Source organism: Sorangium sp. So ce327 (assembly GCF_051530205.1).
In the GTDB taxonomy this organism is placed as follows: domain Bacteria; phylum Myxococcota_A; class Polyangia; order Polyangiales; family Polyangiaceae; genus Sorangium; species Sorangium cellulosum_B.
This window is the reverse complement of the sequence record NZ_CP150330.1, coordinates 8,607,266-8,631,764: the sequence shown is the minus strand read 5'-3', so window position 1 is coordinate 8,631,764 and position 24,499 is coordinate 8,607,266. Positions and strand designations below refer to the sequence as shown.

Annotated in this window: 19 protein-coding genes; 9 read left to right on the top strand and 10 right to left on the bottom strand. The window is 72.0% G+C overall.

Going from position 1 to position 24,499, the window contains the following annotated elements:
- Positions 1-212 precede the first annotated feature (212 nt).
- The 7 genes from WME95_RS32210 (at position 213) to rbfA (ending at position 9,123) form a co-directional block, all read left to right on the top strand.
- A complete protein-coding gene (locus WME95_RS32210; RefSeq protein WP_437903190.1) occupies positions 213-1,397 on the top strand; it encodes a phosphoglycerate dehydrogenase in 1,185 nt (394 codons plus the stop codon).
- Between the two features lie 364 nt (positions 1,398-1,761).
- The gene (gene rimP / locus WME95_RS32205; RefSeq protein ID WP_437903188.1) at positions 1,762-2,367 is read left to right on the top strand and encodes a ribosome maturation factor RimP; all 606 of its coding nucleotides are present in this window, start codon (positions 1,762-1,764) and stop codon (positions 2,365-2,367) included.
- Positions 2,368-2,397: 30 nt separating this feature from the next.
- The gene (nusA, locus tag WME95_RS32200; RefSeq protein WP_437293702.1) at positions 2,398-4,041 is read left to right on the top strand and encodes a transcription termination factor NusA; all 1,644 of its coding nucleotides are present in this window, start codon (positions 2,398-2,400) and stop codon (positions 4,039-4,041) included.
- A gap of 39 nt (positions 4,042-4,080) precedes the next feature.
- On the top strand, positions 4,081-5,220 hold the full coding sequence (locus WME95_RS32195) for a YlxR family protein (RefSeq protein ID WP_437542715.1): 1,140 nt from the start codon (positions 4,081-4,083) through the stop codon (positions 5,218-5,220).
- Positions 5,221-5,235: 15 nt separating this feature from the next.
- Positions 5,236-8,349, top strand: coding sequence for a translation initiation factor IF-2 (infB, locus tag WME95_RS32190; RefSeq protein ID WP_437903187.1), 3,114 nt, complete (start codon positions 5,236-5,238; stop codon positions 8,347-8,349).
- Positions 8,350-8,359: 10 nt separating this feature from the next.
- Complete coding sequence (locus WME95_RS32185) at positions 8,360-8,755, top strand: DUF503 domain-containing protein (RefSeq protein WP_437542711.1); 396 nt, start codon at positions 8,360-8,362, stop codon at positions 8,753-8,755.
- Positions 8,752-9,123 (top strand): 30S ribosome-binding factor RbfA, encoded by a 372-nt coding sequence (rbfA, locus tag WME95_RS32180; RefSeq protein WP_437293698.1) that lies wholly within the window; start codon positions 8,752-8,754, stop codon positions 9,121-9,123. The genes WME95_RS32185 and rbfA overlap by 4 nt, the downstream gene beginning before the upstream one ends.
- Before the next feature lie 39 nt (positions 9,124-9,162).
- On the opposite strand, the gene aat is transcribed toward rbfA, so the two are convergent.
- The 4 genes from aat to WME95_RS32160 form a co-directional block, all read right to left on the bottom strand.
- Entirely contained in the window at positions 9,163-9,885 is a 723-nt protein-coding gene (gene aat, locus WME95_RS32175) for a leucyl/phenylalanyl-tRNA--protein transferase (protein WP_437903185.1), read from the bottom strand.
- A 61-nt stretch (positions 9,886-9,946) separates the two neighbouring features.
- The gene (locus WME95_RS32170) at positions 9,947-10,948 is read right to left on the bottom strand and encodes a glycosyltransferase (protein WP_437903183.1); all 1,002 of its coding nucleotides are present in this window, start codon (positions 10,946-10,948) and stop codon (positions 9,947-9,949) included.
- Between the two features lie 54 nt (positions 10,949-11,002).
- A complete protein-coding gene (locus WME95_RS32165; RefSeq protein WP_437903182.1) occupies positions 11,003-11,758 on the bottom strand; it encodes a hypothetical protein in 756 nt (251 codons plus the stop codon).
- Positions 11,759-11,844: 86 nt separating this feature from the next.
- Positions 11,845-14,745 (bottom strand): carboxypeptidase regulatory-like domain-containing protein, encoded by a 2,901-nt coding sequence (locus WME95_RS32160; protein WP_437903180.1) that lies wholly within the window; start codon positions 14,743-14,745, stop codon positions 11,845-11,847.
- 359 nt (positions 14,746-15,104) lie between these two features.
- On the opposite strand from WME95_RS32160, the gene WME95_RS32155 reads away from it, so the two are divergent.
- Together WME95_RS32155 and WME95_RS32150 are read left to right on the top strand one after the other, a co-directional pair.
- A complete protein-coding gene (locus tag WME95_RS32155) occupies positions 15,105-16,532 on the top strand; it encodes a sigma-54-dependent transcriptional regulator (RefSeq protein ID WP_437542700.1) in 1,428 nt (475 codons plus the stop codon).
- Complete coding sequence (locus WME95_RS32150) at positions 16,529-17,536, top strand: ABC transporter ATP-binding protein (RefSeq protein WP_437903178.1); 1,008 nt, start codon at positions 16,529-16,531, stop codon at positions 17,534-17,536. The genes WME95_RS32155 and WME95_RS32150 overlap by 4 nt, the downstream gene beginning before the upstream one ends.
- A gap of 202 nt (positions 17,537-17,738) precedes the next feature.
- On the opposite strand, the gene glmM is transcribed toward WME95_RS32150, so the two are convergent.
- From glmM to WME95_RS32120, 6 genes are all read right to left on the bottom strand, one after another.
- Complete coding sequence (glmM, locus tag WME95_RS32145; RefSeq protein ID WP_437903176.1) at positions 17,739-19,181, bottom strand: phosphoglucosamine mutase; 1,443 nt, start codon at positions 19,179-19,181, stop codon at positions 17,739-17,741.
- Positions 19,182-19,429: 248 nt separating this feature from the next.
- Complete coding sequence (locus tag WME95_RS32140) at positions 19,430-20,482, bottom strand: SDR family NAD(P)-dependent oxidoreductase (RefSeq protein ID WP_437903175.1); 1,053 nt, start codon at positions 20,480-20,482, stop codon at positions 19,430-19,432.
- An 85-nt stretch (positions 20,483-20,567) separates the two neighbouring features.
- Entirely contained in the window at positions 20,568-21,890 is a 1,323-nt protein-coding gene (locus WME95_RS32135; protein WP_437903173.1) for a bifunctional folylpolyglutamate synthase/dihydrofolate synthase, read from the bottom strand.
- Positions 21,887-22,744 carry an acetyl-CoA carboxylase, carboxyltransferase subunit beta gene (gene accD, locus WME95_RS32130; protein WP_437293688.1) on the bottom strand — a complete coding sequence of 286 codons (858 nt, stop codon included), beginning with the start codon at positions 22,742-22,744 and terminating at the stop codon, positions 21,887-21,889. The genes WME95_RS32135 and accD overlap by 4 nt, the downstream gene beginning before the upstream one ends.
- Positions 22,745-22,754: 10 nt before the next feature.
- On the bottom strand, positions 22,755-23,420 hold the full coding sequence (locus tag WME95_RS32125) for a CoA transferase subunit B (protein WP_437903171.1): 666 nt from the start codon (positions 23,418-23,420) through the stop codon (positions 22,755-22,757).
- Between the two features lie 20 nt (positions 23,421-23,440).
- Positions 23,441-24,199: a CoA transferase subunit A gene (locus tag WME95_RS32120; RefSeq protein WP_437903170.1), complete on the bottom strand. Its 759-nt coding sequence runs from the start codon at positions 24,197-24,199 to the stop codon at positions 23,441-23,443.
- Positions 24,200-24,499: the final 300 nt, after the last annotated feature.

Below are 24,499 nucleotides of genomic sequence, written 5' to 3'. Positions count from 1 at the left end.
ATGGCGTGCAGCCGAGCGTCGAGGTCCGGGGGCGCGACGAACGCGCCGAGCGTCGGTCTGCCCGCTGCGCCCCAGGGAGAAACCTATGATCGCTGGCGCATGAGCTGGCGCAACTGACGCAGACGACGCAGACGAGGCGCAGAACGCCCATCGTCAGCGAGAGCTTTTCTGTTACGGTTCCCGTCCGCATGCGCCTGCTAGTAGCCGACAAAATGGACCTTTCGGCTCTGGAAGAGCTCAAGGTGCTCGGGATCGAGATCGAGTCCCGGCCGGAGCTCACCAGAGACACGCTGCCAGCGGCCCTCGACGGGATCGGCATTCTCGTCGTTCGTTCCACGGAGGTCACGGCGAAGGCGATCGCGTCCGGGCGGCAGCTCAACCTGATCGTGAGGGCAGGGGTCGGCGTGGGCACGATCGACGTCGCGGCCGCGAGCGCGCGCGGCATCTACGTGGCGAACTGTCCCGGCAAGAACGCGACCGCGGTGGCAGAGCTGACGATGGCGTTCATCCTCGCGCTGGACCGCCGCCTGGTCGATGCGACGTCGGAGCTCCGGGCCGGCCGCTGGGAGAAGGCGAAGTACTCGGTGGCCCGTGGCCTGTTCGGTCGGCGGATCGGGATCGCGGGGCTCGGCGCGATCGGCCGTGAGGTGCTCCTGCGCGCCCGCGCGTTCGGGCTCGAGCCGCACGCCTGGTCGCGCTCGTTGACGCCGGGCCGCGCCGCCAAGCTGGACGTCAGCTATGCGCGGACCTTGGAGGATCTGGCTGCCCGCTCTGACATCTTCACCGTCCACCTGACGGCCACCCCGCAGACGCGCGGCATCGTCAGCCGGAGCGTCCTCGAGGCGCTCCCCGACGGCGCCATCGTCGTGAACGCCGCGCGCCCCGAGGTGATGGACTACGCCGCGCTCGAGGAGCTCATCCCGCGCAAAGGGCTGCGGGTCGGCCTTGACGTGTTCGCCACCGAGCCTGACAGGAGCTCGGCGCCGTTCGAGTCGCACCTCCTCGCGCGAGGGCTCGTCTACGGCACCCCGCACGTCGGCGCGCAGACGGAGCAGGCCCAGCGCGCGGTCGCCCTCGAGACGGCCCGGATCATCCGTGCCTTCATGACGGAGGAGGAGCTGCCCAACGTGGTCAACATCTGCGCCACGTCGCCCGCCCGCTACGCGGTCGTCGTCCGGATGATGGACAAGGTCGGCGTCCTCGCGAACACCCTCAGCGTCATGAAACGCCACGGGATCAACATCGAGGAGATTTCAAACACCGTCTTCGAGGGGGCCACTGCGACCTGCACGAAGATGCGCGTCTCCGGCCGGCCGAGCGAGGCCTGTCTGAAGGAAATCGCGGCGTTCGAGGAGGTCCTGCACGTCGATATCGTCGCGCTGCCGAATCTGGCATAACGCTGACGGACCCGGGGGGCGCGTCGCGCGACTGCCGCGCGGCGGGGACCGCTCCAGCGCTTACGCGCCGCTGGCGGTCGCGAGGACGCGAGGAGGAACCGGCGGGAGATCTCCGGCCGTGCAGGGGCGGTTTGCCCGTATCCCCCCTTGCATGAAGGCCCGCATTCGACTAGGTTGTCCGCCGACAACTAGGCGGATCCGCGAGCCGGGTTCCCAGTTCGGGGAATCGGCTCTTTTTTTTTGGCGCAGAGGCACCGGGCACCCTCGCTCGGGGCCGATCGCGCCGGGAGGACCCGGATCCGCCGAAAGTGACGTCTCTCACATGCAGCAACCGCAGCAACCCATAGAGCCTTCGACCAGAGCCGTGTTCGACCTCGGGCGCGTTCGCGACGCCGTCGCGCCGGTGCTGGCCTCGCATGGGATCACGCTCGTCGATCTGGAGTGGATCACGGAGCGGGCGGGCTGGACGCTGCGGTTCACGATCGAGCGCGAGGGGGTGGACGACGCGGGCGGCGGGGTCACGCTCGAGGACTGCGCGGACGTGTCGCGCGACGTCTCATCGGTCCTCGACGTCGAGGATCTCATACCCAACCATTACAACCTCGAGGTCAGCTCGCCTGGCCTCGACCGGCGGCTGCGTACCGCGGCCGAGTTCGCTCGTTTCCTCGGCAGGACGGCGAAGGTGAAGCTGGCGCGCCCCGCGCCGGACGGTCAGCGGTTGCTCCGGGGCGAGCTCCTCGAGGCTCCGGAGGGGCAGGTCGCGGTGCTGGTCGACGGCAAGCGGATCGCGGTCCCGTTCGCGGATGTCGTGGAGGCGCGCCTCGTCTTCGAGCTCACGGCGCAGCCCAAGAAGGGGCAGCGGCAGGGCAAGGAGCCGGCTAAGGAGTCGGGGCAGAAGAAGCAGCTCGCGGAGGCGGCTCCGCGGTCGGGCTCAAAGCGGAGCGAGCGCGGCTCCGAGAAGCGCAAGTAGAGAGAAGAAAGATCAGGAGACAGGGACGTCATGGCAACGATGGCAGCGATGCCGACCTCGGAGACGAGCCTCGGCAGCATCCTCGATCAGGTCGCGAAGGAGAAGGGGATCGACAAGAAGATCCTCGTCGAGACGATCGAGGCCGCGATCTTGAAGGCCGCGCAGAGCGTCTTCGGCCCCACCCGCGAGCTCGAGGCGCGCTTCAACGAGGACACCGGGCAGATCGACCTCTTCCAGTACATGACCGTGGTCGAGGCCGTGACGGAGCCGGAGCGCGAGATCTCCATCACTGACGTGGACAAGCTGAAGCTGGATGCGACCCTGGGCGAGGAGCTCGGCTTCCAGGTCTTCTGGCGGCCCGAGGACGCGGAGAAGGCGCGCGATCAGGACAAGGAATACGGCGACATCCTGAAGCTCAAGCACGGCCGCACGACCTTCGGGCGCATCGCCGCGCAGACGGCGAAGCAGGTCCTGCTGCAGCGCGTGCGCGACGCCGAGCGCGATCTCATCTTCAACGAGTACAAGGATCGCAAGGGCGAGCTCATCCGCGGCATTGTGCGGCGGTTCGAGAAGGGCAACAACATCATCGTCGACATCGGCCGCACCGAGGGCGTGCTCACGTTCCGCGAGCAGACGCCGCGCGAGACGTACCGGCCCGGGGACCGCATCGTGGCGTACGTGAAGGACATCGATCGCGAGGCCCGCGGCCCGCAGGTCATCCTCTCTCGCTCCGATCCCCGGCTCGTCGAGAAGCTCTTCGAGGCCGAGGTCCCCGAGATCTACGAGGGCATCGTGCGGATCGTGTCGGTCGCCCGGGAGCCGGGCGCCCGCTCGAAGATCGCGGTGACCAGCCGCGACGCGGACGTCGACCCGGTGGGCGCGTGCGTGGGCATGAAGGGCTCGCGTGTGCAGGCGGTCGTCCAGGAGCTCCGCGGCGAGAAGATCGACATCGTGCCGTTCGATCGGGATCCGGCGCGCTACGTCATCGCCGCGATCCAGCCGGCCGAGGTGCACAAGGTGATCGTCGACGAGGCCGACGGGCGCATGGAGCTCGTGGTCCCGGACGAGAAGCTGTCGCTCGCGATCGGGCGCAAGGGCCAGAACGTGCGGCTCGCCGCGCAGCTGACGAACTGGAAGCTCGACATCATCAGCGAGACCAAGTTCAAGCAGATGGAAGAAGAGGCGATCTCCGCCTTGCAGCAGATGGACGTGGTGACGGAGCAGATCGCCAAGTCCATGTACCGGCTCGGCTTCCGCGCGCTCGAGGAGGTCAGCGAGGCCTCGGTCGAGGAGCTCGCGGCCATCCCGGGTCTCGGCGGCGTCGAGGCCGCCGATCGCATCAAGTCGCAGGCGGACACGACGATGGAGCGGCTGCGGCAGGAGCGCATCCGCTCCGCGAGCTCGCGCACCGAGCCGCTCACCGACCGCGAGCGGCTGATGTTCATCCGCGGCGTCGGCGATCGGACGGTGGTGTTGCTCGAGGAGGCCGGGTATCGCAGCGTCGAGGACGTGCTGCGGGAGGACGAGGATCGGCTGGCGATCCGCACCGGCCTCGGCATCAAGAAGGCGCGCGCCATCAAGCAGGGGGCGCGGGATTTCGTTGAAAGCGAGCAGAAGGTGCTCGATGCGGCGCGGGCGGACGTTCGTCGCGCCGCAGAAGTGAGGCACGCGTAGGCTGCGAGGAGAAGCAGAGGGCCGAGGATGGGATCAGCAGTGAGCAGACAGAGCGACGCGGGTGAGCGTGAGCCCTTCGAGAAGGGGCGAGTGCGCACGTGCGTCGGCTGCGGGGAGCGCGTCGGCGTCGACGACGTCCGCGGCGCTCGTCCGCTCGTCCGGCTCATCCTTGGTCCCGGCGGTGTGGTCGCGGTCGATCCCGGCGACGGCGGGTTCGGGCGGGGCGCACACGTCCACCCGCAGCAGGGCTGCCTCTCGGCGGCGGTCGCCCGGGGGCTCGCCCGCGCCGCGAAGGGACGTGTCCACGCGATCGTGGGGGCCGCTGGAGGAGGCGCCGAGGGCGCCGGCGATCAGGCGCAGGGCGTCGAGCCGCTCACGACCGTCTCGCTGGCGCGGGCGATCCGAGGGGCTACCGAGCGCCGGCTCCACGGGCTCGTCCGTGCCGCCGTCCGCTCCCAGAGCGCGGCGATCGGCGCCGATGCGGTCGTTGGGTCGTGCGTGCGCGGTGAGGCCGCGCTCGTCCTGGTCGCGTGCGACGCCGCGGCAGGCGCGGATCTGCCGGAGGTCCGGCGCGCCGTCGCCGAAGGGCGCGCCGTCGCGTGGGGCAGCAAGCAGGGGCTCGGCGCTCTGGCGGGCGGCCCGCGCGAGCGCGACGTGGCCGTGATGGCGATCTCGGCGGCGTCGATCGCCGCTGCCATCGCGAACGCCGCGCACGTCGTGGACACGTGCGCGCGCGTCGAGCGGGGCGAGGACGCCGCGGAGGGCGGGCGCCGCGGCGCCGGTCGCAGGGGGCGGCCTTCGCGCAGCGCGGCCGCCCGATCGGAGGAGGGTGGGAGCCCCGAGCAACGCAAGGCGCCGCCTGGCCATGCTGGCCTCTCGCGTCGCCGCGGGCCGGGGACGTCGGGCGTGGAGCGCGAGAACTCCGGGGCCGGGGTTCTCTCGGCGTCCGAGGATGTCGGGGGAAGACCCGGCAGCCTGGAGGGCGCGCTTACCAGCCGCGACGAGCGGCGGGTGCCGGAGAGTGAGTCCGGTCGGCTTCTTGCTACTGCGCCGGGCATGGGGGGAGGCGGCGCGGTCGGGGGCAGGGCGGCGGTGTCCGGTCCTACCGGACGCGCCTCGACGGTGGACAGAGTGGCCGCAAATCGTCGCCCGCGCGGATGGGTGAGGCGGATTGGTTAACGTGGAGCGAGGTGCATGAGCAAAGTCCGGGTCTACGAGGTCGCCAAGCAGCTGAACATGGACCAGAAGACGCTGGTCGCGCTCTTCCAGTCCATGGGTATAGGCGACGTGCGCAATCACATGAGCGCCGTCGAGTCCGACGTCGTCGAGCGGGTGAAGCGGCACCTCGAGCGGCAAAAGTCGCCTGAGGTGGTGGAGGAGAGGATCCGCCCCACGGTCGTCAAGCGCCGCGCACGGCCCGGGGCAGAGCCCGAGCCGTCCTCGCCGGGCCGCGGGCCTGACCTGTCGGAGGCGCCCGTTCGCGCTGCTCCGGAGCCTGCGCCCTCTCGGCCTGCGGCTGAGCCCGCTCTGGCTTCGCCGCCGCTCGAGCGCGCCGCTCAGGAAGAAGCGCCCCGTCGCCCCGTTGCGCCGCCCGCCGCTCCCGTCGCAGCGCCCTCGGCGCCGGCCCCCGAGCCGGTCGTCGCCGTGAGCCCGCGCGAGCCTGCTCCCGCACCCGCGCCCAATGCGCCTGCCCCGGCGATGCCGCCTGTTGCGGCTGCGCCCCCTGCGCCGCCGCCCCCGGCGGCTCCCGCTCCCGCAGCAACCGCGCCTGCCGCGGCGTCCGCGGCCGCGGAGGAGACGAAGGTGACCTCGCCCGAGCCGAAGCCTGCGCCGCCTGTCGCGGCGCCGCCCGCCACCGCCGCCGCGCCGGCGCCCGTCCCCGCCGCGGCTGCGCCCGAGGCGCCAGCTGCCGCCCCCGCGCAGGCGGCTGCGCCCGCGCCGATCCCTGCGCCTGCCGCAGCGCCCGCAGCAGCGGCGCCTGCCGCAGCGCCTGCGCCTGCCGCAGCGCCTGCGCCTGCCGCAGCGCCTGCGCCTGCCGCAGCAGCCGCGGCGCAGACGCCGACCCGGCCGCAAGCCGCGCCCTCGGCGCCCGCGCCTGCTCCAGCGCAGGGGGCGTCGCGGCCGACGTCGCCGCCGCCCGCGCCGCAGCGGCCTGCAGCTCCGGCCGCCGCCCGCCCGGGCGCTCGGCCGACCACGCCGCCTGCGCCGGCGCCCGCGGCCAAGCCGGAAGAGCCGGCCGGCGCGCCGGGACAGGCGCCGCGTCGCCCGTCCTCGCCGCCGAAGACCGGCATCGAGGTCTGGCAGGGGCGCCCCGGCGTCACGATGCCGGCTGCACGCACCGGCACACCGCCGGCGCGCCGCACGACCTACGATCCGCGCGCCAACGCCCAGCAAGCGCGCCCTGGCGGTCCTAGCTTCGGTCCGGGCGGCCGGCCCATGGGCGGTCGGAACACTCGCCCGGGGATGTTCGGGCGGCAGCGCCCGGGAGGCGGCGGGCTCCCGCGCAAGCCGGTCCAGGTCTCCACGCAGGAGATGGCCTCGCACAAGAAGGTCATCAAGATCGAGGAGCAGGTCACGCTTCAGCAGCTCGCCGCGAAGATGAGCCTGAAGGCGACGGACGTGCTCATGCGGCTCCTGTCGATGGGCATGACGGGCGTGAACATCAACAGCACGCTCGACGCCGAAACCGCGAAGATCCTCGCCAGCGAGTTCGGCTGGAGCGTCGAGGACGTGGCCGTCAGCGAGCAGGACACGCTGACCGCGGCCATGCAGGCCGGGGCCGACACCGACGAGGAGGTCGAGATCCGGCCGCCCATCGTCACCGTCATGGGCCACGTCGACCACGGCAAGACCTCGCTCCTCGACAGGATCAGGAAGGCCACGGTCGCCGAGGGAGAGGCCGGCGGTATCACGCAGCACATCGGCGCTTACCGCGTCGAGACGCCGCGCGGCACGATCGCGTTCCTCGACACGCCGGGTCACGAGGCGTTCACGGCGATGCGCGCCCGCGGCGCCTCGCTCACCGACATCGTGATCCTGGTGGTCGCGGCCGACGACGGCGTGATGCCTCAGACCAAGGAGGCGATCTCGCACGCCCAGGCCGCGAAGGTGCCGATCCTCGTCGCGGTGAACAAGATCGACAAGCCGGGCGCCGACGCCGACAAGATCAAGCGCGACCTCGCCGCGCTCGGGTTGCAGCCCGAGGAGTGGGGCGGCGAGACGATGTTCTGCAGCGTGTCGGCGAAGATGGGGCAGGGCATCGACCAGCTCCTCGAGTCGGTCCTGCTCCTCGCCGAGGTCCAGGACCTCCGCGCCAACCCGAAGAAGCGCGCCAGCGGCACCGTCATCGAGGCGCTGCTCGATCGTGGCCGCGGCCCGGTCGCGCGCGTCATGGTCCAGGACGGCACGCTCCGCACGGGCGACATCCTCCTGGCCGGCGCCGCGTGGGGCAAGGTCCGGGCGATGACCGACGAGCTCGGGCGCTCCGTCGCCGAGGCCGGCCCCGCGACGCCCGTCGAGGTCCTCGGCCTCAACGAGGTGCCGAGCGCGGGCGATCCCGTCCACGCCGTCAAGGACGGGAAGACCGCGGAGGAGATCGCCGAGACCCGCCGCAAGAAGGCGTCGAAGACGCTCATCCCGCAGGATTCGCGCGTCTCGCTCGAGTCCATCACGAAGAACCTGCAGGAGGCCGATCAGCTCGAGCTCAAGCTGATCATCAAGGGCGACGTGCAGGGCTCGGTCGAGGCGATCGTCCACGCGCTGGCGAAGCTCTCGACCCAGAAGGTGAAGGTCACGATCGTGAACGGCGCCGTCGGTGGCATCACCGAGGGCGACGTCAACCTGGCGGTCGCGTCGAAGGCGATCATCGTCGGCTTCAACGTCAGGCCGGCCGGCAAGGCGGGCGCTCTGGCCGAGAACGAAGGCGTCGAGATCCGGCTCTACAACATCATCTACAACGCCGTCGACGACATCCGAAGCGCGATGGAGGGGCTCCTCCCCGCGACCAAGGTGGAGAAGGTCCTCGGCCGCGCCGAGGTCCGCCAGGTCTTCAAGATCACGAAGGCGGGCACGGTCGCCGGCTGCATGGCCATCAGCGGCTCGGTCAAGCGCACCGGCGAGGCGCGCCTCATCCGGGACAACGCCGTGGTCTGGACGGGTCGCCTGTCCGGGTTGCGCCGGTTCAAGGATGACGTGAAAGAGGTGGTCGAGGGGTTCGAGTGCGGTATCTCGCTCGAGGGCTACTCGGACATCAAGGAGCGCGACATCATCGAGAGCTTCGAGATCGAAGAGGTCAAGACGAAGCTCTGAGCCTCATCCGATGTTCGTGGGTGTACTCCGTCTCCGTCTCGATATCGTCGGGGCCCGCTCCCTCAAGGACAAGCGCAGCGTGGTGCGCTCCTTGAAGGAGCGGGCGCAGGGCCGGATGCGCGTTTCGATCGCCGAGGTCGGCGTGCTCGACGATCCGAGGCGGGCGACGCTCGGCGTCGCGGTCGTCTCGAACTCGTCGGTCATGTGCGACAAGGTCCTCGCGGACGTGGCCGCGATGGCGGGGTCGCTGCCGCACGCCGTCCTCACGGATCGGGCGACCGAGATCGTGCCGTTCGGCGATGGAGGCGCTGGGGTGCAGGGCGGCATCGAGCAGGCGCTCGGCCGTGACGATGGAGATCTGGGAGCGTCCTCGGACATGTTCGAGGACGCAGAGGACGACGAATGAGCGGCGTGGTGAAGCGGGCGACGCGGGTCGCCGAGCGGCTCCGTGAGGACCTGTCCAACCTGCTCCGAGATCTGCGTGACCCGCGGATCGCCGGCGTGCTCGTGTCGCGCGTGGAGATCACCGACGACCTGCAGAGCGCGAAGGTCCACGTGCGCCACGAGTTCGGCGCGGAGGACGCAGCGGCGCGCCGCGCCCTGCTCAAGGGGCTAGAGGCGGCGTCGGGCCGGCTGCGCAGGGACGTCGCCCGCACGATGGGGCTGCGCGTGGTGCCGACGTTGCGCTTCTTTTACGACGAGGGTCCCGACGCCGAGCGGCGGATCGAGGAGCTGCTCCGAGAGATCAAGGACGGCTCGGGCGGCGAGCGCTAGCGCGGGGTCGAGCGGCGTGCGGCCGAAGCTCGGCGGCGATCAACGCGAGATGAGCCGCTCGATCGCCTGCGGGGGATCGAGGTCGAAGCGCCACGGTCCCAGCCTGGTCGGGGCGTCGAGCGCCGCCTTCAGCGCGCCGAGGAACTCGCGCCGCGGCCACTCCACGGCGCCGAATCGCTCCAGGTGGTCCGTGTACACCTGGCAGTCCACCAGCGCGAAGTCCCAGGCGACGAGGTTCCCGAGGAGCGTCGCGAACGCGACCTTCGAGGCGTCGGGCGCGCGCGCGAACATCGACTCGCCGAAGAACATCCGCCCCAGCGACACGCCGTAGAGGCCGCCGACGAGCTCGCCGTTCGACCACGCCTCGATGCTGTGCGCGACCCCGGCGGCGTGCAGCGCCGTGTAGCCGGCGATGAGCTCCTCGGTGATCCACGTGCCGTTCTGCCCAGGGCGCGGCACGGCGCTGCAGGCCTGCATGACCCGCTCGAACGCCGTGTCGGTCCGCACCTCGATCTCGCCCCGGCGCACCCGCTTGCGCAGCGAGTGCGGGACGTGCGCCTCGCGCGGCGGCAGGACGAAGCGCGGATCCGGGGAGAACCAGAGCAGCGGCAGCCCCTCGTGAGGCCAGGGGAAGATGCCCCGACGGTAGCCGGCCAGCAGCCGCTCCGGCGAGGCCTCGCCGCCCACGGCCACGATCCCCTCGGGGGTCGCGCGCTCTGGCGGAGGGAAGTCGAGCTTGCTCGTGAGCACCGGGACCCGCATCGCTGTGGGATCGAATCCTCCCAAAAGAGCGCGCGGTTGCAAAGCGTCGCCTGGCGCGCGCTCAGGAGGCGCACACGTAGTCGGAGCCCTCGACGAAGCCGCGCGCCGCGAGGTGGCCGCGGATGAGCGCGCGCGCCCCCCGCGCCCCCACGGCGACGACGAGGGTCTCTGCGCCGCGCTCCAGCCGCGACGGGTCGACGATCGGCGCGCCTTGCGCGATCCGGCCGATCTTGCGCGGATCGATGTCCACGAACCGCGCGGGCGCCACGCCGTTCCGGGCGAGCGCCCTCGCCAGCCGCCGGCCTGTCTTTCCCGCGCCCCACACGGCCACCGGGCGCGCTGGGCCCAGCTTCCTCGCGAGGTAGTGCGCCTTTGCCTCGAGGAACCGCGCGATCGCGTACCGCGGATCGGCGAAGGTGGCGCGCCCCTCGCGGTGCCGCCAGCGCAGGCCGAGCTCCGGGAGCTTCGCCATCCGCGCGCCCGCGGCGTCGAGGCGCAGCCACAGGTCGTAGTCCTCCGCCCACGGGACCTCCCGGAACCCGCCCACCTGCTCCAGCGCGCTCCGCCGCAACATCACCGACGGGTGGCACAGCGGGGACTCCACGAACATCTCGCGCGCGTGATCCTCCGGGGTGACGATCGAGTTCAGCCAGTCGACGTAGCGCAGCATGCCCTCGCCGATCGGCCCGGCAGCGAACGCCTCGACGCGGGCCCCGACGACGCCGAGCCGCGGATCCCGGAGGAGCGTCTCCGCTTGTCGCGCGAGCCGCTCGCCGACCGAGATGTCGTCGCCATCCATGCGGGCGAGGAGCTCGCCGCGCGCCACCTCCGCCGCGCGGGAGAGCGCCTGCGCGATCCCCACACCGCCCGTCGCGACCTGGAGGACGCGGCGATCGCGCTGCGCGATGCGCGTGACCCTGGCAGGGCCGCCGTCCGTCGACCCGTCGTCCACGGCGACCACCTCCAGGTCGACCGCGCGCTCGGCGAGCACGCTCTCCAGCGCCTCCTCGATCGTCGCTTCCGCCTGCCGGTATGGAAGCAAGACGGAGACGAGCGGCGCCACGCGGAGACCATGGCGGCGCGCCCGCGCAGCGTCCACAAGAACGGGCGCGGACGCCTAGCGCTTCTTGAAGTCGCCGAGGTGCGTGATGTACCAGCGGCCCTGCCACGAGATGATCGTGTGGACGTCCAGGCTCGCCGGCTTCCCGTCGATCTCGTACTTCAGCTTGCCGTGAAAGGAGCGGTAATAGCCGATCTTGTTGACCTCGTCCCCCGGAGGCACCCACTTCGGCTTGGAGCCCACCACGAAGCCGACGAACCGCGCCCCCTCCCAGCTCTTGCGCTTCCGATGCATCGACTTCACGTCGTTCACGTAAGCGGCGTGGAGGTTGTCCCAGTACTTGCCGGGATCCTTCACGTCCTTGAGCGGGATGAACGGCTCCTTGGGGAACCAGAAGGGCTCGGCCAGCGCCGGCTCCTTCTTCACGATGGCGTCGAACAACGCACTGGCGCGCGCCGTGAGCTCCTCGCTCTCGAGCGCCGGCAGGATCTTGTTGTCCGCGCGGGCGGAGGTCGCGGCGCTGGGGTCGGCGCCCGCGCTGGGCGCCGCTCCTGGGCCGGGCGATGCGTCGGGCGCGTCGGCGGCCGCGCGATCGCCCCCGTCCTGCGGAGGCTCCGCCGCGCTTGCGTCCTCCGGGCGAGGCGCTGACGCCACCTCGGCCGCGCTGGCGCCTGCCGTCGCTGCTGCCGCCGTTGGCGCGGCGCCGACCGAGGAGGGCCGGGCGCTCTCGGCTGGCCGGGCATCGGGCGCCGGGGTGGGCGCCGCGCAACCCGCCACCACGGCCAGCGCGGTCGCGATGACCTGCTTGATCATGCGCGTGCCCTATCGCAGCGCCCCGGCGCCGACAAGCGACGCCGAGGCGCGGCCGGATGCGGGGCCCGCCCGTCGGCGGACCTGGCTCACTTCTCCACGATGATGAACTGAACGCGCCTGTTCTTGGCCTTGTTCGCGGGCGTGACGTTCGGCGCGACGGGGCGGTCCTGTCCATAGCCCTTCGCGAGCAGCCGCGAGCCGTCGACGCCGGCCCGGATCAGCCAGGCGCGCACCGCGTTCGCCCGGGCCTCGCTGAGCGTCTGGTTGTGCTCACGCCCGCCCGTGTTGTCGGTGTGCCCCTGGATCTCGACCTTGCGGATGTTCGGATTCCGCTGGAGCACGTCCGCGATCTCCTCCATCAGCGCGTTCGAGTCGCCGAGGATCTTCGCCGAGTCGGTCTCGAAGTGGATCTGCCGCGAGATCTTGATCTCGTTGCCCAGCACCTTCACGAGCGAGATCTTCGGCCGCTTGTTCACCGTGAGGGCGGCGCGCGTGTCCTCGCTCGTCCGGACGTCGGCCTGGTTGACGTGGTTCATGTAGCCCTGCGCCTCGACCTTGAGCGTCACCGCGCCGGCCGGCAGGTCGGGGAAACGGAAGGCGCCGCTGCCGTCGGCCGTCGCCGTCTGCTCGCGGCCCGCGGCGTCGACCAGCCGGATCGTCGCGCCAGCGACCGCGTCCCCGCTCTCCGCGTCCTTCACCGTCCCGACGATGTTGCCCGTCTTGGGCAGCGCCTCGAGCGAGCAGTCGACGTCCACGAACGTCGGCCCCTGCGGCTGCGTCGGGCTCGGCGCAGCGCCAGGCCCGCCGGGCTGCGGACCGAAGGGCCCAGGCTGTCCGGGCTGCGGGCCGAAGGGCCCAGGCTGTCCGGGCTGCGGACCGAAGGGACCCGGCTGTCCGGGCTGCGGACCGAAGGCGCCGGGCTGCCCGGGCTGCGGGCCGAAGGGCCCAGGCTGTCCGAGTTGCGGACCGAAGGCGCCGGGCTGCCCGGGCTGCGGGCCGAAGGGCCCAGGCTGTCCGAGTTGCGGACCGAAGGCGCCGGGCTGCCCGGGCTGCGGACCGAAAGGCCCAGGCTGCCCGGGTTGCGGGCCGAAAGGCCCAGGCTGCCCGGGTTGCGGGCCGAACGCCCCGGGTTGCCCCGGCGCTGCCCCGCCAGGGAGGATCGTCGCCTGGCAGGTGCCGGGCTTGTACCCGTTCGCCCGGATGTTGAAGGTGTACGTCCCCGGCTCGAGGTGCCGTGTGAGGAAGCGGCCGTCCGGCCCTGTCGCGTACGGTGGCTGCGCCGCGCCCTCGATCGTCACGATGGCGTCCGCCACCGCCCCGTCGGGCTTGTTCTGCTCGTGCACGAAGCCGCGCGCGAAGGTCTGCGGCGCCGGCACGAGCTGCGGCGGCTCCTTGATGATCTGCGGCGCGGGGGCCGGCGGCGGCTCCTTCTGCTTCGTGTCGTACGCATAGCCAATCCCGAGATAGAGCGTCCACGGCGCCTGAGGCGCGACCTCCTCGATGAACACGGAGGTCGCCGACAGGCCGAGGTCGAACGCCGCGTGCCCGGAGAGCCCGCGGAACGCCTTCTCGAACGGCGTCACCCGCACGCCGAGCGACAGCCGCGACGGCGCCGCGGCATAACCCGGTCCGCCCTGGTTCTGCGGGTCAGGAGACGCGAAGTCGTCGAGCCCGAGGCAGACGTCGCCGCGCGACACGGTCTTCGTGTGGCACTCGTAACCCTGCCGGTTCACCGGGATGTCGAGGGTGTACTCCAGGTAAGGCTGCACCTTCGGCAGCGGCACCTCGACGCCGAGGTGGGTCTGGAAGAAGTCGACGCGGTTGATGCCGAGCCCGAACCGCTCGATCCGCGAGATCGGCTGCCGCTCGCGATCGTCCGTGAACGCCTTCGCGCGCGCCTTCTCGACCTCCTCCACGAGGACGCCGGAGTTGTCGAGCTTGTAGCCGAGGTTCACGTTCACCCGCAGCGGGAACCCCTTGCCCTGCGGCTTGCGCAGATCGAGCGACGCGAGCCCGCGGAAGACCGCGCTCGTGCCGCCGCCGGCGAGGCCGACGCTGCCGGTCCCGTTGAGCAGGAGCAGCTGCGCCTCGCCGCCGAAGGAGAACGGCTTGCCGATCTTCGTGGGGGTGAACGCCTTCACGCCGAACGTCGTGTCGCCGAGCACCTGCAGCAGCCGCGGGCGACCCTGGTCGTTCGCGTTCGCGAACGTGCGGATCGACGCGTACCCCTCGAGGAAGGGCAGGGGGGTCGCGTTCAGCGCGAAGAACGCTCCGACGTGGCTCGCCGAGTCCTCCTTCGCGTCAGGACCGCACGTGATCGGGTGACCGGCGAGCGTCGACTCCGCCGGATCGCAGAGGAAGCCGCTCGTGGAGAACCAGTCGAGCAGGAACGACACCCGGAAGGTGCCCGGCGCGCCCGAGCCCGCGTACGACGTCCTGAGAAGGCCGGTCGAGCCCCACAGGTTCGGCTGCGCGGTGAGGGAGAGCGCCCGCTCCTCCTCGTCCCACGCGGTGGATGTCGGCGCCGTCGCGCTGGCCTGGAGGCCCTGATCACCGACCGACGCCTGCGCGCCGAAAGAGACGCTCCCGTCCGGCGGCGGTTGGCCCGGCTGCGGCCCGAACTGCGGCGGAGCGTCGCCCGGAAAGCCCGGCTGCGGCCCGAAGGGGCCGGGCTGACCTGGCTGCGGCCCGAAGGAGCCGGGCTGACCTGGCTGCGGCCCGAAGGGGCCGGGCTGACCTGGCTGCGGCCCGAAGGGGCCGGGCTGACCTGGCTGCGGCCCGAAGGGGCCGGGTTGCACGGGAGGTTGCTCGGGCCCGAAAGCGCCGGGCGGCTGCGCGGGCTGGCCTGGGATCGGCTGAGGTCCGAAGGGCGGCTGCGGCTGCTGCGCCTCGGCAGCGCCCGCGAGCGTGAGCGAGCCGACGAGCGGCAGCGCCGTGAGCGCAGCGCGCCGGGGCCTGTCGGCAAACACCTTCCGAAGCGTATGCATCGAGCCTCACCCGCGAGATCGAACAAGGAAACGCCCGCCAATCGGGACGGTGGAGACCTCGCGCGCGGCCCGTTGTATCACTCCGGGCGGCGCGTGAAACAGCGGTTTTCGCTGACAGCAGCTCCGCGACAGGCGCGCCGTACGGCTCGATAAGTACGGCATCCCCCGCGCGGTGATGCGGAGCCCTTCGGCCTTCTCTGCGCGAGGCACGGCGCCGCGCCGCCGCGCCGCCGCGCCGCCGCGCCGGCGCCTCGGTCGCAAACGTGCTCGACCAGAGCGCCCGCGGTCCCCGCCGCCGCTCGGCCGGGGCCGAGCAGCCGTCCAATTCCGCGGACGCGCATGCTAGGAAAGCCATCACCATGGCATCCCGCGGGCGCATCCTGATCGTCGACGACGAGGCCAACGCGCGCGCGGCGCTCTCGGAGATCCTCCGCGAGGAGGGGTACACGACCGAGACCGCGGCCGACGGCTTCAAGGCGCTCGGCAAGCTCGAGGAGTTCGCGCCCGACGTGGTCCTGACCGATCTGAAGATGCCTGGGCTCGACGGCATCCGGATGATGGAGAAGGCGCAGCTCGCGCTGCCGGACGCGACCTTCGTCGTCATGACCGCGTTCGGCACCATCTCGAGCGCGGTCGAGGCGGTGAAGAAGGGCGCGTACAACTACCTGACGAAGCCGCTCGATTTCTCAGTGCTCGCGGTCGTGGTCGAGCGCGCGGTGGAGCGGGCGCGGCTCCTCCAGGAGAACTCGCGGCTGCGCGAGCGGCTGCGCGAGCGCAACGCGTTCGGGCACGTGATCGCGAGCCACCCGAGCATGGCGAAGGTCCTCCGGCTGGTCGAGCAGGTGGCGCCGAGCCGCGCGAGCGTGCTGATCGTGGGCGAGACGGGCACGGGCAAGGAGCTCATCGCCGAGATGATCCACCGCGCCAGCCCGCGGGCGAAGGCGCCGCTCGTCCGGCTGAACTGCGCCGCGCTGAGCGAGTCGCTCCTCGAGAGCGAGCTGTTCGGCCACGAGCGCGGCGCCTTCACCGGCGCCGTCGGCCGCCGCGAGGGCCGCTTCGAGCAGGCGAGCGGCGGCACCCTGTTCCTGGACGAGGTGAGCGAGATCCCGCTCGCCACGCAGGTGAAGCTCCTGCGCTTCCTGCAGGAGCGGACGTTCGAGCGGGTGGGCGGCAACGAGACGCTCAAGATCGACGTGCGGATCCTCGCCGCGTCGAACCGCGATCTGCGCCAGCGCATCGCCGAGGGGGTGTTCCGCGAGGACCTCTATTACCGGCTCAACGTCGTCACCCTGGAGATCCCGCCGCTCCGCGAGCGCCGGAGCGACATCCCCGAGCTCGCGACGTTCTTCCTCGGCCGCTACGCGCAGGAGAACGGCAAGCGCATCGAGGGCTTCACCGACGAGGCGCTGTCGGCGCTGACGTCCTACTCGTTCCCCGGCAACGTGCGCGAGCTGGAGAACGCGATCGAGCGGGCGGCGGTGCTCTGCGACGGCGCGCGCATCGAGCTCCGGCACCTGCCGGCGCAGATGTCGTCCGAGCCGGCCGAGTCCGTCGACGCGATGCCGCGCGTCCCCGGGAGCACCATCTACGACTTGGAGCGCTACGCGATCCTGCGCACGCTCGAGGCGTGCAAGGGCTCGACCTCGAAGGCGGCGACGATCCTCGGGATCAGCCCGCGCAAGATCCAGTACAAGCTGCACGAGTACAGCGCGGCCAACGCGCGCGGCCGGGCGCGGCCGGGAGACGGCGCGCCGGGCGAGAGCCCCGAGGGGGAGGAGGGCGCATGAGCAACGCAGCCGAGCGCATCGTCGAGCCGCGCGACCGGGGTGCCGCGCCGGCCAGCTCCGCCGAGGAAGGGGCGCCGGAGGGCGAGCTGCTGATCGACGTCCGCGGCCTCCTGAAGACGTTCCGGGTGGGCTTCCTGCGCCGGAAGGCGGTCGAGGCGGTCAAGGGGGTGAGCTTCGACGTACGGCGCGGCGAGATCTTCGGCTTTCTCGGGCCGAACGGGGCCGGCAAGACGACGACGATCAAGATGCTGACGGGCCTCATCGCCCCGACCGGCGGCGAGGCGTACCTGTTCGGCGCGCGCGTGCCGTCGCCCGAGGCGCGCCGGAAAATCGGCTTCTTGCCGGAGAACCCGTACGTCTACCCCTACCTCACCCCGCGCGAGTTCGTGGAGCTCTGCGGTCGCCTCTCCGGGATGAGCGGCGCTGCGCTGCGCAGGCGGGCGATGGAGGTGCTCGATCAGGTGAAGATCGCGTACGCGGCGGATCGGCAGGTGCGCCGGCTGTCAAAGGGGATGCTGCAGCGCACGGGGCTGGCGGCCGCGCTGGTCGCCGATCCGGAGATGCTGATCCTGGACGAGCCGATGAGCGGCCTCGATCCGGTCGGCCGCAAGGAGGTGCGCGATCTCATCTTCGCCGAGCGCGACCAGGGCCGGACGATCTTCTTCTCGACGCACATCCTGAGCGACGTCGAGGCGATGTGCGATCGCGTGGCGATCCTGCGCGAGGGCCAGGTGGTCGTGAGCGGCGCGATCCGCCAGCTGCTGCGGGGCGACGTGCTGCGCACCGAGGTCACCCTGGCGGGCGCGAGCGAAGGCCTCCTCGCCGATCTCGGCGCGAAGGGCTTCGCGACCACGCGCCGGGGCGACGTCGTCGTGGTCGACGTGGAGGGCGAGGCGCGCGTGCGCGACGTGCTGCGGGCGTCGCTCGCGGCGGGCGCGCAGGTCGTCGAGGTCGCGCCGCGCCGCGAGACGCTCGAGGACCTCTTCATGCGCCGCGCCCTGTAGCCAGCGCCGGCCTGTCCCCAAGGCAGCGGTAGGCCCCCGGAGAGGGTGTCCTCTGCGCGGGGTGGGGGATGGGCCGATGTTTGAGGCGCACCCATGGATCATCCGGCATCGCCGGATGATCCATGGGTGCGCCGAGTTCGGCGGGGCCCCCACCCCGCGCAGAGGACACCCTCTCCGGGGGCCGGGCAGCCCTGGCTACGAGCTACGCCGATGCCCCAGCGACGTCCTGCTTGGCCGCTTCGATGATCTCGAGCGCGTACGCCCCGATGGTCGACGCGTCCTCGCCCTCGACCATGACGCGGAGCTTCGGCTCCGTCCCGCTCCAGCGCACGAGGATGCGCCCCTTGTCGCCCAGCGTCTTCTCGATGCGATCCACGGTGACCCGCGTCCGCTGCATGCTGTCGAGCGGCAGCCGCGTCGCGAACGTCGCGTTCTCCAGGACCTGCGGCACCCGCTGCATCGCCTTCGAGGCGAGCTCGCTCAGCGGCTTGTCCTCCTCCATCATGATGGCGAGCACCTGCAGCGCCGCCACGATGCCGTCGCCCGTCGTCGCGTGGTCCAGGAAGATGAGGTGCCCCGACTGCTCGCCGCCGAACGAGTAGCCGCCGTTCCGCATCGCCTCGACGACGTAGCGATCCCCGACCGCCGTGCGGACGACGTGCCCGTTCTGGGCCTTGAGCGCCCGCTCGAGCCCGAGGTTCGACATCACCGTCGTCACGATCGTGTTCCGCGGCAGCTTGCCGGTGCGCAGCATCCGGAGCGCGCAGAGCGCCATGATCGCGTCGCCGTCCACGACCTCGCCGCGCTCGTCGACCATGATCACCCGGTCCGCGTCGCCGTCGAGCGCGATGCCGATGGCCGCGCCGCGCTTGAGCACCTCGGCCTTCACGTGCTCCGGGTGCAGGGCGCCGGTCTCGCGGTTGATGTTGCGGCCGTTCGGCTTCACGCCGAGCGCCGTCACGTTCGCGCCGAGCTCCGTGAACACCGAGGGCGCCACGCGGTACGCCGCCCCGTGCGCCGCGTCGACGACGATCTTCACGCCGTCGAGCGAGAGGGCCGTGGGGAACGTGTTCTTGCAGAACACGACGTACCGCCCGCGCGCGTCGTCGAGCTTCACCGCGCTGCCGATCCCCGCCCCGACAACCCGCGCCTCGTCGAGCTCGTGGCTCTCCATGAGCCGCTCGATCTCTTCCTCCGCGGTGTCGGGCAGCTTGTAGCCGTCGGGCCCGAAGATCTTGATGCCGTTGTCCTGGTACGGGTTGTGGCTCGCGCTGATCACGACCCCGGCGTCGGCCCGCATGCTCTGCGTGAGCTGCGCGACCGCCGGCGTGGGGATCGGCCCGCTGAGCATCACGCGCCCGCCCATCGCGCACACGCCGGACGCGATCGCGGTCTCGAGCATGTAGCCGGACAGGCGCGTGTCCTTCCCGATCACCACCCGCACCTGCCGCGCCTTCCCGTGGCTCGCGACGAACGCGATCGCGCGCCCGAGCCGCAGCGCCATCTCGGGCGTCATCGGCGGCTGGTTCGCCACGCCGCGCACCCCGTCGGTGCCGAAGAGCTTGCGGCCTGCAGCCTGCTTCTGCGGTTCGCCCGTCGCCGACGGAGCGCCCTCCCTAGGATCCTTCTTGGTGTGCTTCGGCACGGTCCCTCTCTGTGGTGTGGGGCTGAGGAGACCACCCTTAGCAACCTTTGCCAAGACGGCCTACGGCCAATCGCCGCCGCGGCGACATTGACGCGGCCTACATCGCGCCGCTTTGTGGCGTGGCCGCTATCGTGCCGCGTCTGCGCCGTTTTGCAGCGCAGTAGCAACCGCGCCGTGTTTACAGCGCGGTCGCTACTGCGCCGTGTTTACAGCGCGGTCGCTGCTGCGCCGCTTGTGCAGCGCGGCCATTACCGCGCCGCTGCCGGCGGCGCCTCGTTGTTGCGCCGAGCTGCCTCGTTGCTCAGGCGCAGCAAGACCGATCCCTGCGCCGGCGTGCGCAGGTCTCGGCCCTTCGTCGTGCCCTCGCCGCCGCCCGGCGGCGGAAGGAGCGCGTTGACGAGGCCCATCAGCCTCACCGTCGCCTGCGGCGCGATGCCGTGCGCCCAGCTCAGCAGGTGCGACGACAGCCCGAGCTTCACCTCGGTGCGCCCCTCGCGCGCCGCCGCCACCACCCGCCGCGCCGCGCGCCGCGCGTCGATCGTCGCGATCGGGAGCGACGAGGCCAGGCCGAACCAGCCGAACTCGTGCTGCGGGCTGCCGCCGAACGCGGCGTTGTAGATCGACCCCGTGCGCATCGGCCCCGGGATCACCGTCGTGACGCGCGGGCCCCTCGCGCCGCCGTGCGTGAGCTCCGCCTGCACGCTCTCCGAGAAGCCCATCATCGCGAACTTCGACGCGTTGTACCCGAGCAAGTGCGGCACGGCGACGCGCCCGCCGATGGACACCACGTTCACGATGCGCGCCGCGCGCCCATGCCGCCTCAGGTGCGGCAGCGCGCGCAGCGTCGCGTGGACCGCGCTCCAGAAGTTCGAGCGCATCGCCTCGTCGAGCTCCTCCACCCGGAGGTCTTGCATGGGCGCCACCTGGATCACGCCGGCGTTGTTGACGAGCACGTCGATCCGGCCGAACGCCCTCGCCACGCCGTCGATGAACGCCTCGGCGGCGGCGCGGTCGCCGAGATCGCACGCCGCCGCGTGCACCTCGACGCCGAGCGCCTGCAGCCGCTGCTCCGCCCGGTAGAGCGCCTCCGCGTCGCGGCCGGCGATCGCCACCCGGGCGCCGTGCCGGCCGAACTCCTCGGCCAGCAGCAGCCCCAGGCCGCGAGAGCCGCCCGTGATGATCACGACCCGGCCGCGCAGATCGAGCCGCCGAAGCGCGCGGAACGCCGTCCGCGCGAGCGCGGCCGCCACGAGGGCCGCCGCAGAGAAGAGCACCGGAGAACGCCGCTTTCTGAACGCCATGCCGCGGAGGACGGCATCGCGCGTGCCACCCGCCGCGCGCCGGCGGGCAGCGACGCGCCTGCACAGCGCGCCGCTCGCGCCCGCTTCAGAGCGTGACGACCGGATCCGCCACGATGCCGAGCAGCGCCGAGCGCACCTCGCCGACCAGGTAGATCGAGCCGGCCACGACCACGAGCCCGCCGGGCGCGGCGGCCTCGATCGCGCGCGCCACCGCGGCGCGCGGATCGCCGATCGCCTCGCCCGGCGCGACCCCGCGCAGCGCATCGAGCGGCGCGGCCGCGCGGCCCTTCGGCGTCACATAGAACCGGCGGTGCGCTCGTGGCGCGAGCACCTGTAGCATTTCGCCCCACCCCTTGTCGGCCATCGCCCCGAACACGAGCGTGGTGAGCGCCGCCCCCGGACCCTCCTCGTCGAGCCACGCCGCGAGCGCCTGCGCGCCGTGCGGGTTGTGCGCACAGTCGAGCAGGACATGGGCGCCGCCCGCGTCGATTCGCTCCAGGCGACCGGGCCAGCGGGCCGCAGCGAGCCCACCCGCGAGCGCCCGCTCGACCTCGGGCCATCGCCCGGCGAGCTGCCACGCGATACCGCACGCCACGCCGGCGTTCTCGGCCTGGTGCGCGCCGCGGAGGCCGAGCTCCACCTCGATCTCGCGGCGCCCCGGCCCGGCGACGCGCGTCGCGCCCGCCCCGCGCCCGCCGCGCCCCACCGCGATCTCGCCCGCGCTCCCGCCGCGCTCCGCCGGCGCGACGCGGAGGCGAGGCCCGGCGCCGATCGCCTGCGCTGCCGCCTCGATCGCGGCGTCGGCCTCCGGATCGAGGGGGCCGAGCACCGCGGGCGCGCCCGCCTTGAGGATGCCCGCCTTCTCCCGGGCGATGTCCGTCAGCGTCGGGCCGAGCACGGCCTGGTGGTCGAGCGCGATCGACGTGATCGCCGTGCAGAGCGGCGCCGAGATCACGTTCGTGGCGTCGAGCCGCCCGCCGAGGCCCACCTCGAGGATCGCGAGGTCGACGTCCGCCTCGCGGAAGGCCACGAACGCGGCGACCGTCAGCGCCTCGAAGAACGTGAGCGGCGAGGGGACACGCTCGAGCGCGGCGGCGAGCGCGCGCTCGAGCGCCGCGTCGCCGATCATCTCTCCCCCGACGCGGATGCGCTCGGCGAAGCGAGACAGGTGCGGCGACGTGTACAGGCCGGTCCGGAGCCCGGCCTCGCGCGCGATCGACTCGACCATCGCGCACACGCTGCCCTTGCCGTTCGTGCCAGCGACGTGCACCGCCGGGAGGCCTTCGTGGGGATCGCCGAGCGCGGAGAGCGCCTCGCGGACCCGGCCGAGCCCGAGCTCCATCCCCCGCGGCGCCCGCTGCCCGAGCGCCTCGAGCAGCGCGGGCAGCCGCGGCGCCGCCGAGGTCATCGCCGCGCCCGGCGGCTGGCCGTGAGGTGCTGGAGCAGCGTCCCGATGTACGCCTTCATCTCGGGGCGCGGGACGATGGCGTCGACCATCCCGTGGTCGAGCAGGAACTCGGACCGCTGGAAGCCCGCCGGCAGCGTCTGCCGGATCGTGTTCTCGATGACCCGCGGGCCGGCGAAGCCGATGAGCGCCTTGGGCTCGGCGATGTTCGCGTCGCCCAGGAAGGCGAAGCTCGCCGCGACGCCGCCCGTCGTCGGGTGGAGCAGCACCGACAGGAACGGCAGCCGCGCCTTGCGGTACCGCTCGAGCGCCGCCACGCTCTTCGCCATCTGCATCAGCGAGAGGATGCCCTCCTGCATCCGCGCGCCGCCCGACGCCTGGAGGAGCACCACCGGGAGCTCCTCGCGCGTCGCGCGCTCGAACAGGCGGGTGATCTTCTCGCCGACGACCGAGCCCATGCTCCCGCCCATGAAGGCGAAGACGAACGCGCCGTAGGCGATGTCGCGGCCGCCCAGCCTGCCGCGGCCGATCTCGATCGCCTCCTTCGCGCGGCCCTTCTTGTGGAGCGCCGCGACGCGGTCCCGGTAGCTCTTGCCGTCGCTGAACCGGAGCGGGTCGTTCGGGACGAGGTGCTCGTCCCACGCGGCGAGCTCGCCGTCGTCGAGCAGGAGCCTCCGCCACCCGTCGGCGTCGAGCTTGTGGTGGTGGCCGCACTGCGAGCACACCTCGAAGGTGCGCGCGAGCTCGGCGGCGTCGTGCGTGTGCGAGCAGCCGTCGCAGCGACGGAACACGCCCGCTCCCAGCGAGCGCTTCTCGCTCGCGTCGGTCGTCGGCAGGGTCTTTTCAGGCCAGGTCATCGGCGAGCCCTCAGGCGCTCCCCAGGTCCATCTCGTTCACGTCGGAGGGGACCCGGAGCGTTGGTTGTGTCTTCTCCTGCACCTCTCGGGCGCTCACGCCGGGCGCGAGCTCGCGCAGCACGAGCCCCTCGGGCGTCACATCGAGCACGGCGAGATCGGTGATGATCCGGTGGACGACGCCCCGCCCGGTGAGGGGCAGCGCGCACTCGTTCAGGATCTTCGGCGCGCCGTTCTTCGCCGCGTGATCCATGATCACGACGACGCGCTTCGCGCTCACCACGAGATCCATCGCCCCGCCCATCCCCTTCACCATCTTGCCGGGGATCATCCAGTTGGCGAGATCGCCCTTCTCGGAGACCTCCATGGCCCCGAGGATCGCGAGGTCGATGTGGCCGCCCCGGATCTGCGCGAACGACTCGGCGCTCGAGAAGATCGCGGAGCCGGCGAGCATCGTCACGGTCTCCTTGCCGGCGTTGATGAGATCCGGATCCTCCGCGCCCTCGGCCGGGTAGGGGCCGATGCCGAGCAGCCCGTTCTCGCTCTGGAGCACCACCTCGACCCCGGCCGGGATGTAGTTGGCGACGAGCGTCGGCATCCCGATGCCGAGGTTGACGTAGTAGCCGTCCTTGAGCTCCAGCGCGGCGCGCTGCGCGATCTGTTCCCGCGTGAGTCCCATCGTGTCCCCTGTCCCCGCGCCTAGGCGGCCGACGCCTTGCGCACCGTCCGCCGCTCGATCCGCTTCTCGAAGCGCTCGCCCTGGAAGATCCGGTGCACGAAGATCCCGGGCGTGTGGATGTGGTCCGGGTCGAGCGAGCCGACGTCGACGAGCTCCTCCACCTCGGCGATCGTCACCTTCGCGGCCATCGCCATCATCGGGTTGAAGTTCATGGCGGTGTGGCGGTAGACGAGGTTGCCGAAACGGTCGCCCTTCCAGGCCTTCACGAGTGCGAAGTCGCCGCGGATGGCGGGCTCGAGCACGTAGTCGCGGCCGTCGAACTTTCGCACTTCCTTCTTCTCGGAGTACCTCTTCACCGCGCCGTCCGGGCCATAGAGCACGGGCAACCCGCCCTCGCTGATGGCCGTGCCCGCCCCGGTCGGCGTGTAGAACGCAGGGATCCCGGCGCCTCCGGCGCGGATGCGCTCGGCCAGCGTGCCCTGCGGCGTGAGCTCGACCTCGAGCTCGCCGCTCAGGTACTGGCGCTCGAACTCCTTGTTCTCGCCGACGTACGACGAGATCATCTTCCGGATCTGCCGGTTCTGAAGGAGGATCCCGAGGCCGAAGGCGTCGACTCCGCAGTTGTTGGACACGACCACGAGATCCTTCGTGCCGAGCTGCCGGAGCGCCGCGATGCAGTTCTCCGGGATGCCGCAGAGGCCGAAGCCGCCCGAGAGGATCGTGGCGCCGCCAGGGATGTCCCTCACGGCGTCCAGCGCGCTCTTGTAGACCTTGTCCATGGCCGACCGAGAGGTAGCCCAACTGGCCGCGAGGCAAAAGCCTCCGCTGCCGCCACGACATGCCGTGGCGCCGGCGCCGCAGCGCGGCACAGGGGCCGGGCGGCGCCGGCCGCGGCGCGGCGTCACGAGGTGATCCGCGCTCCTCGGCCGCGCTTCCGGCGGGCCGCGGGAACCTCGCGTGTGTCCGGGGTGCATGAGGCGCGCGTGGCGTCCGCCAGCGCTCGTTCACCGCACTTGCCAGCGCACATTCGGCGCAGGCTCGGCGCAGGTCTCGGGAGCGGCCCTCGGAGGGCGCGGCCA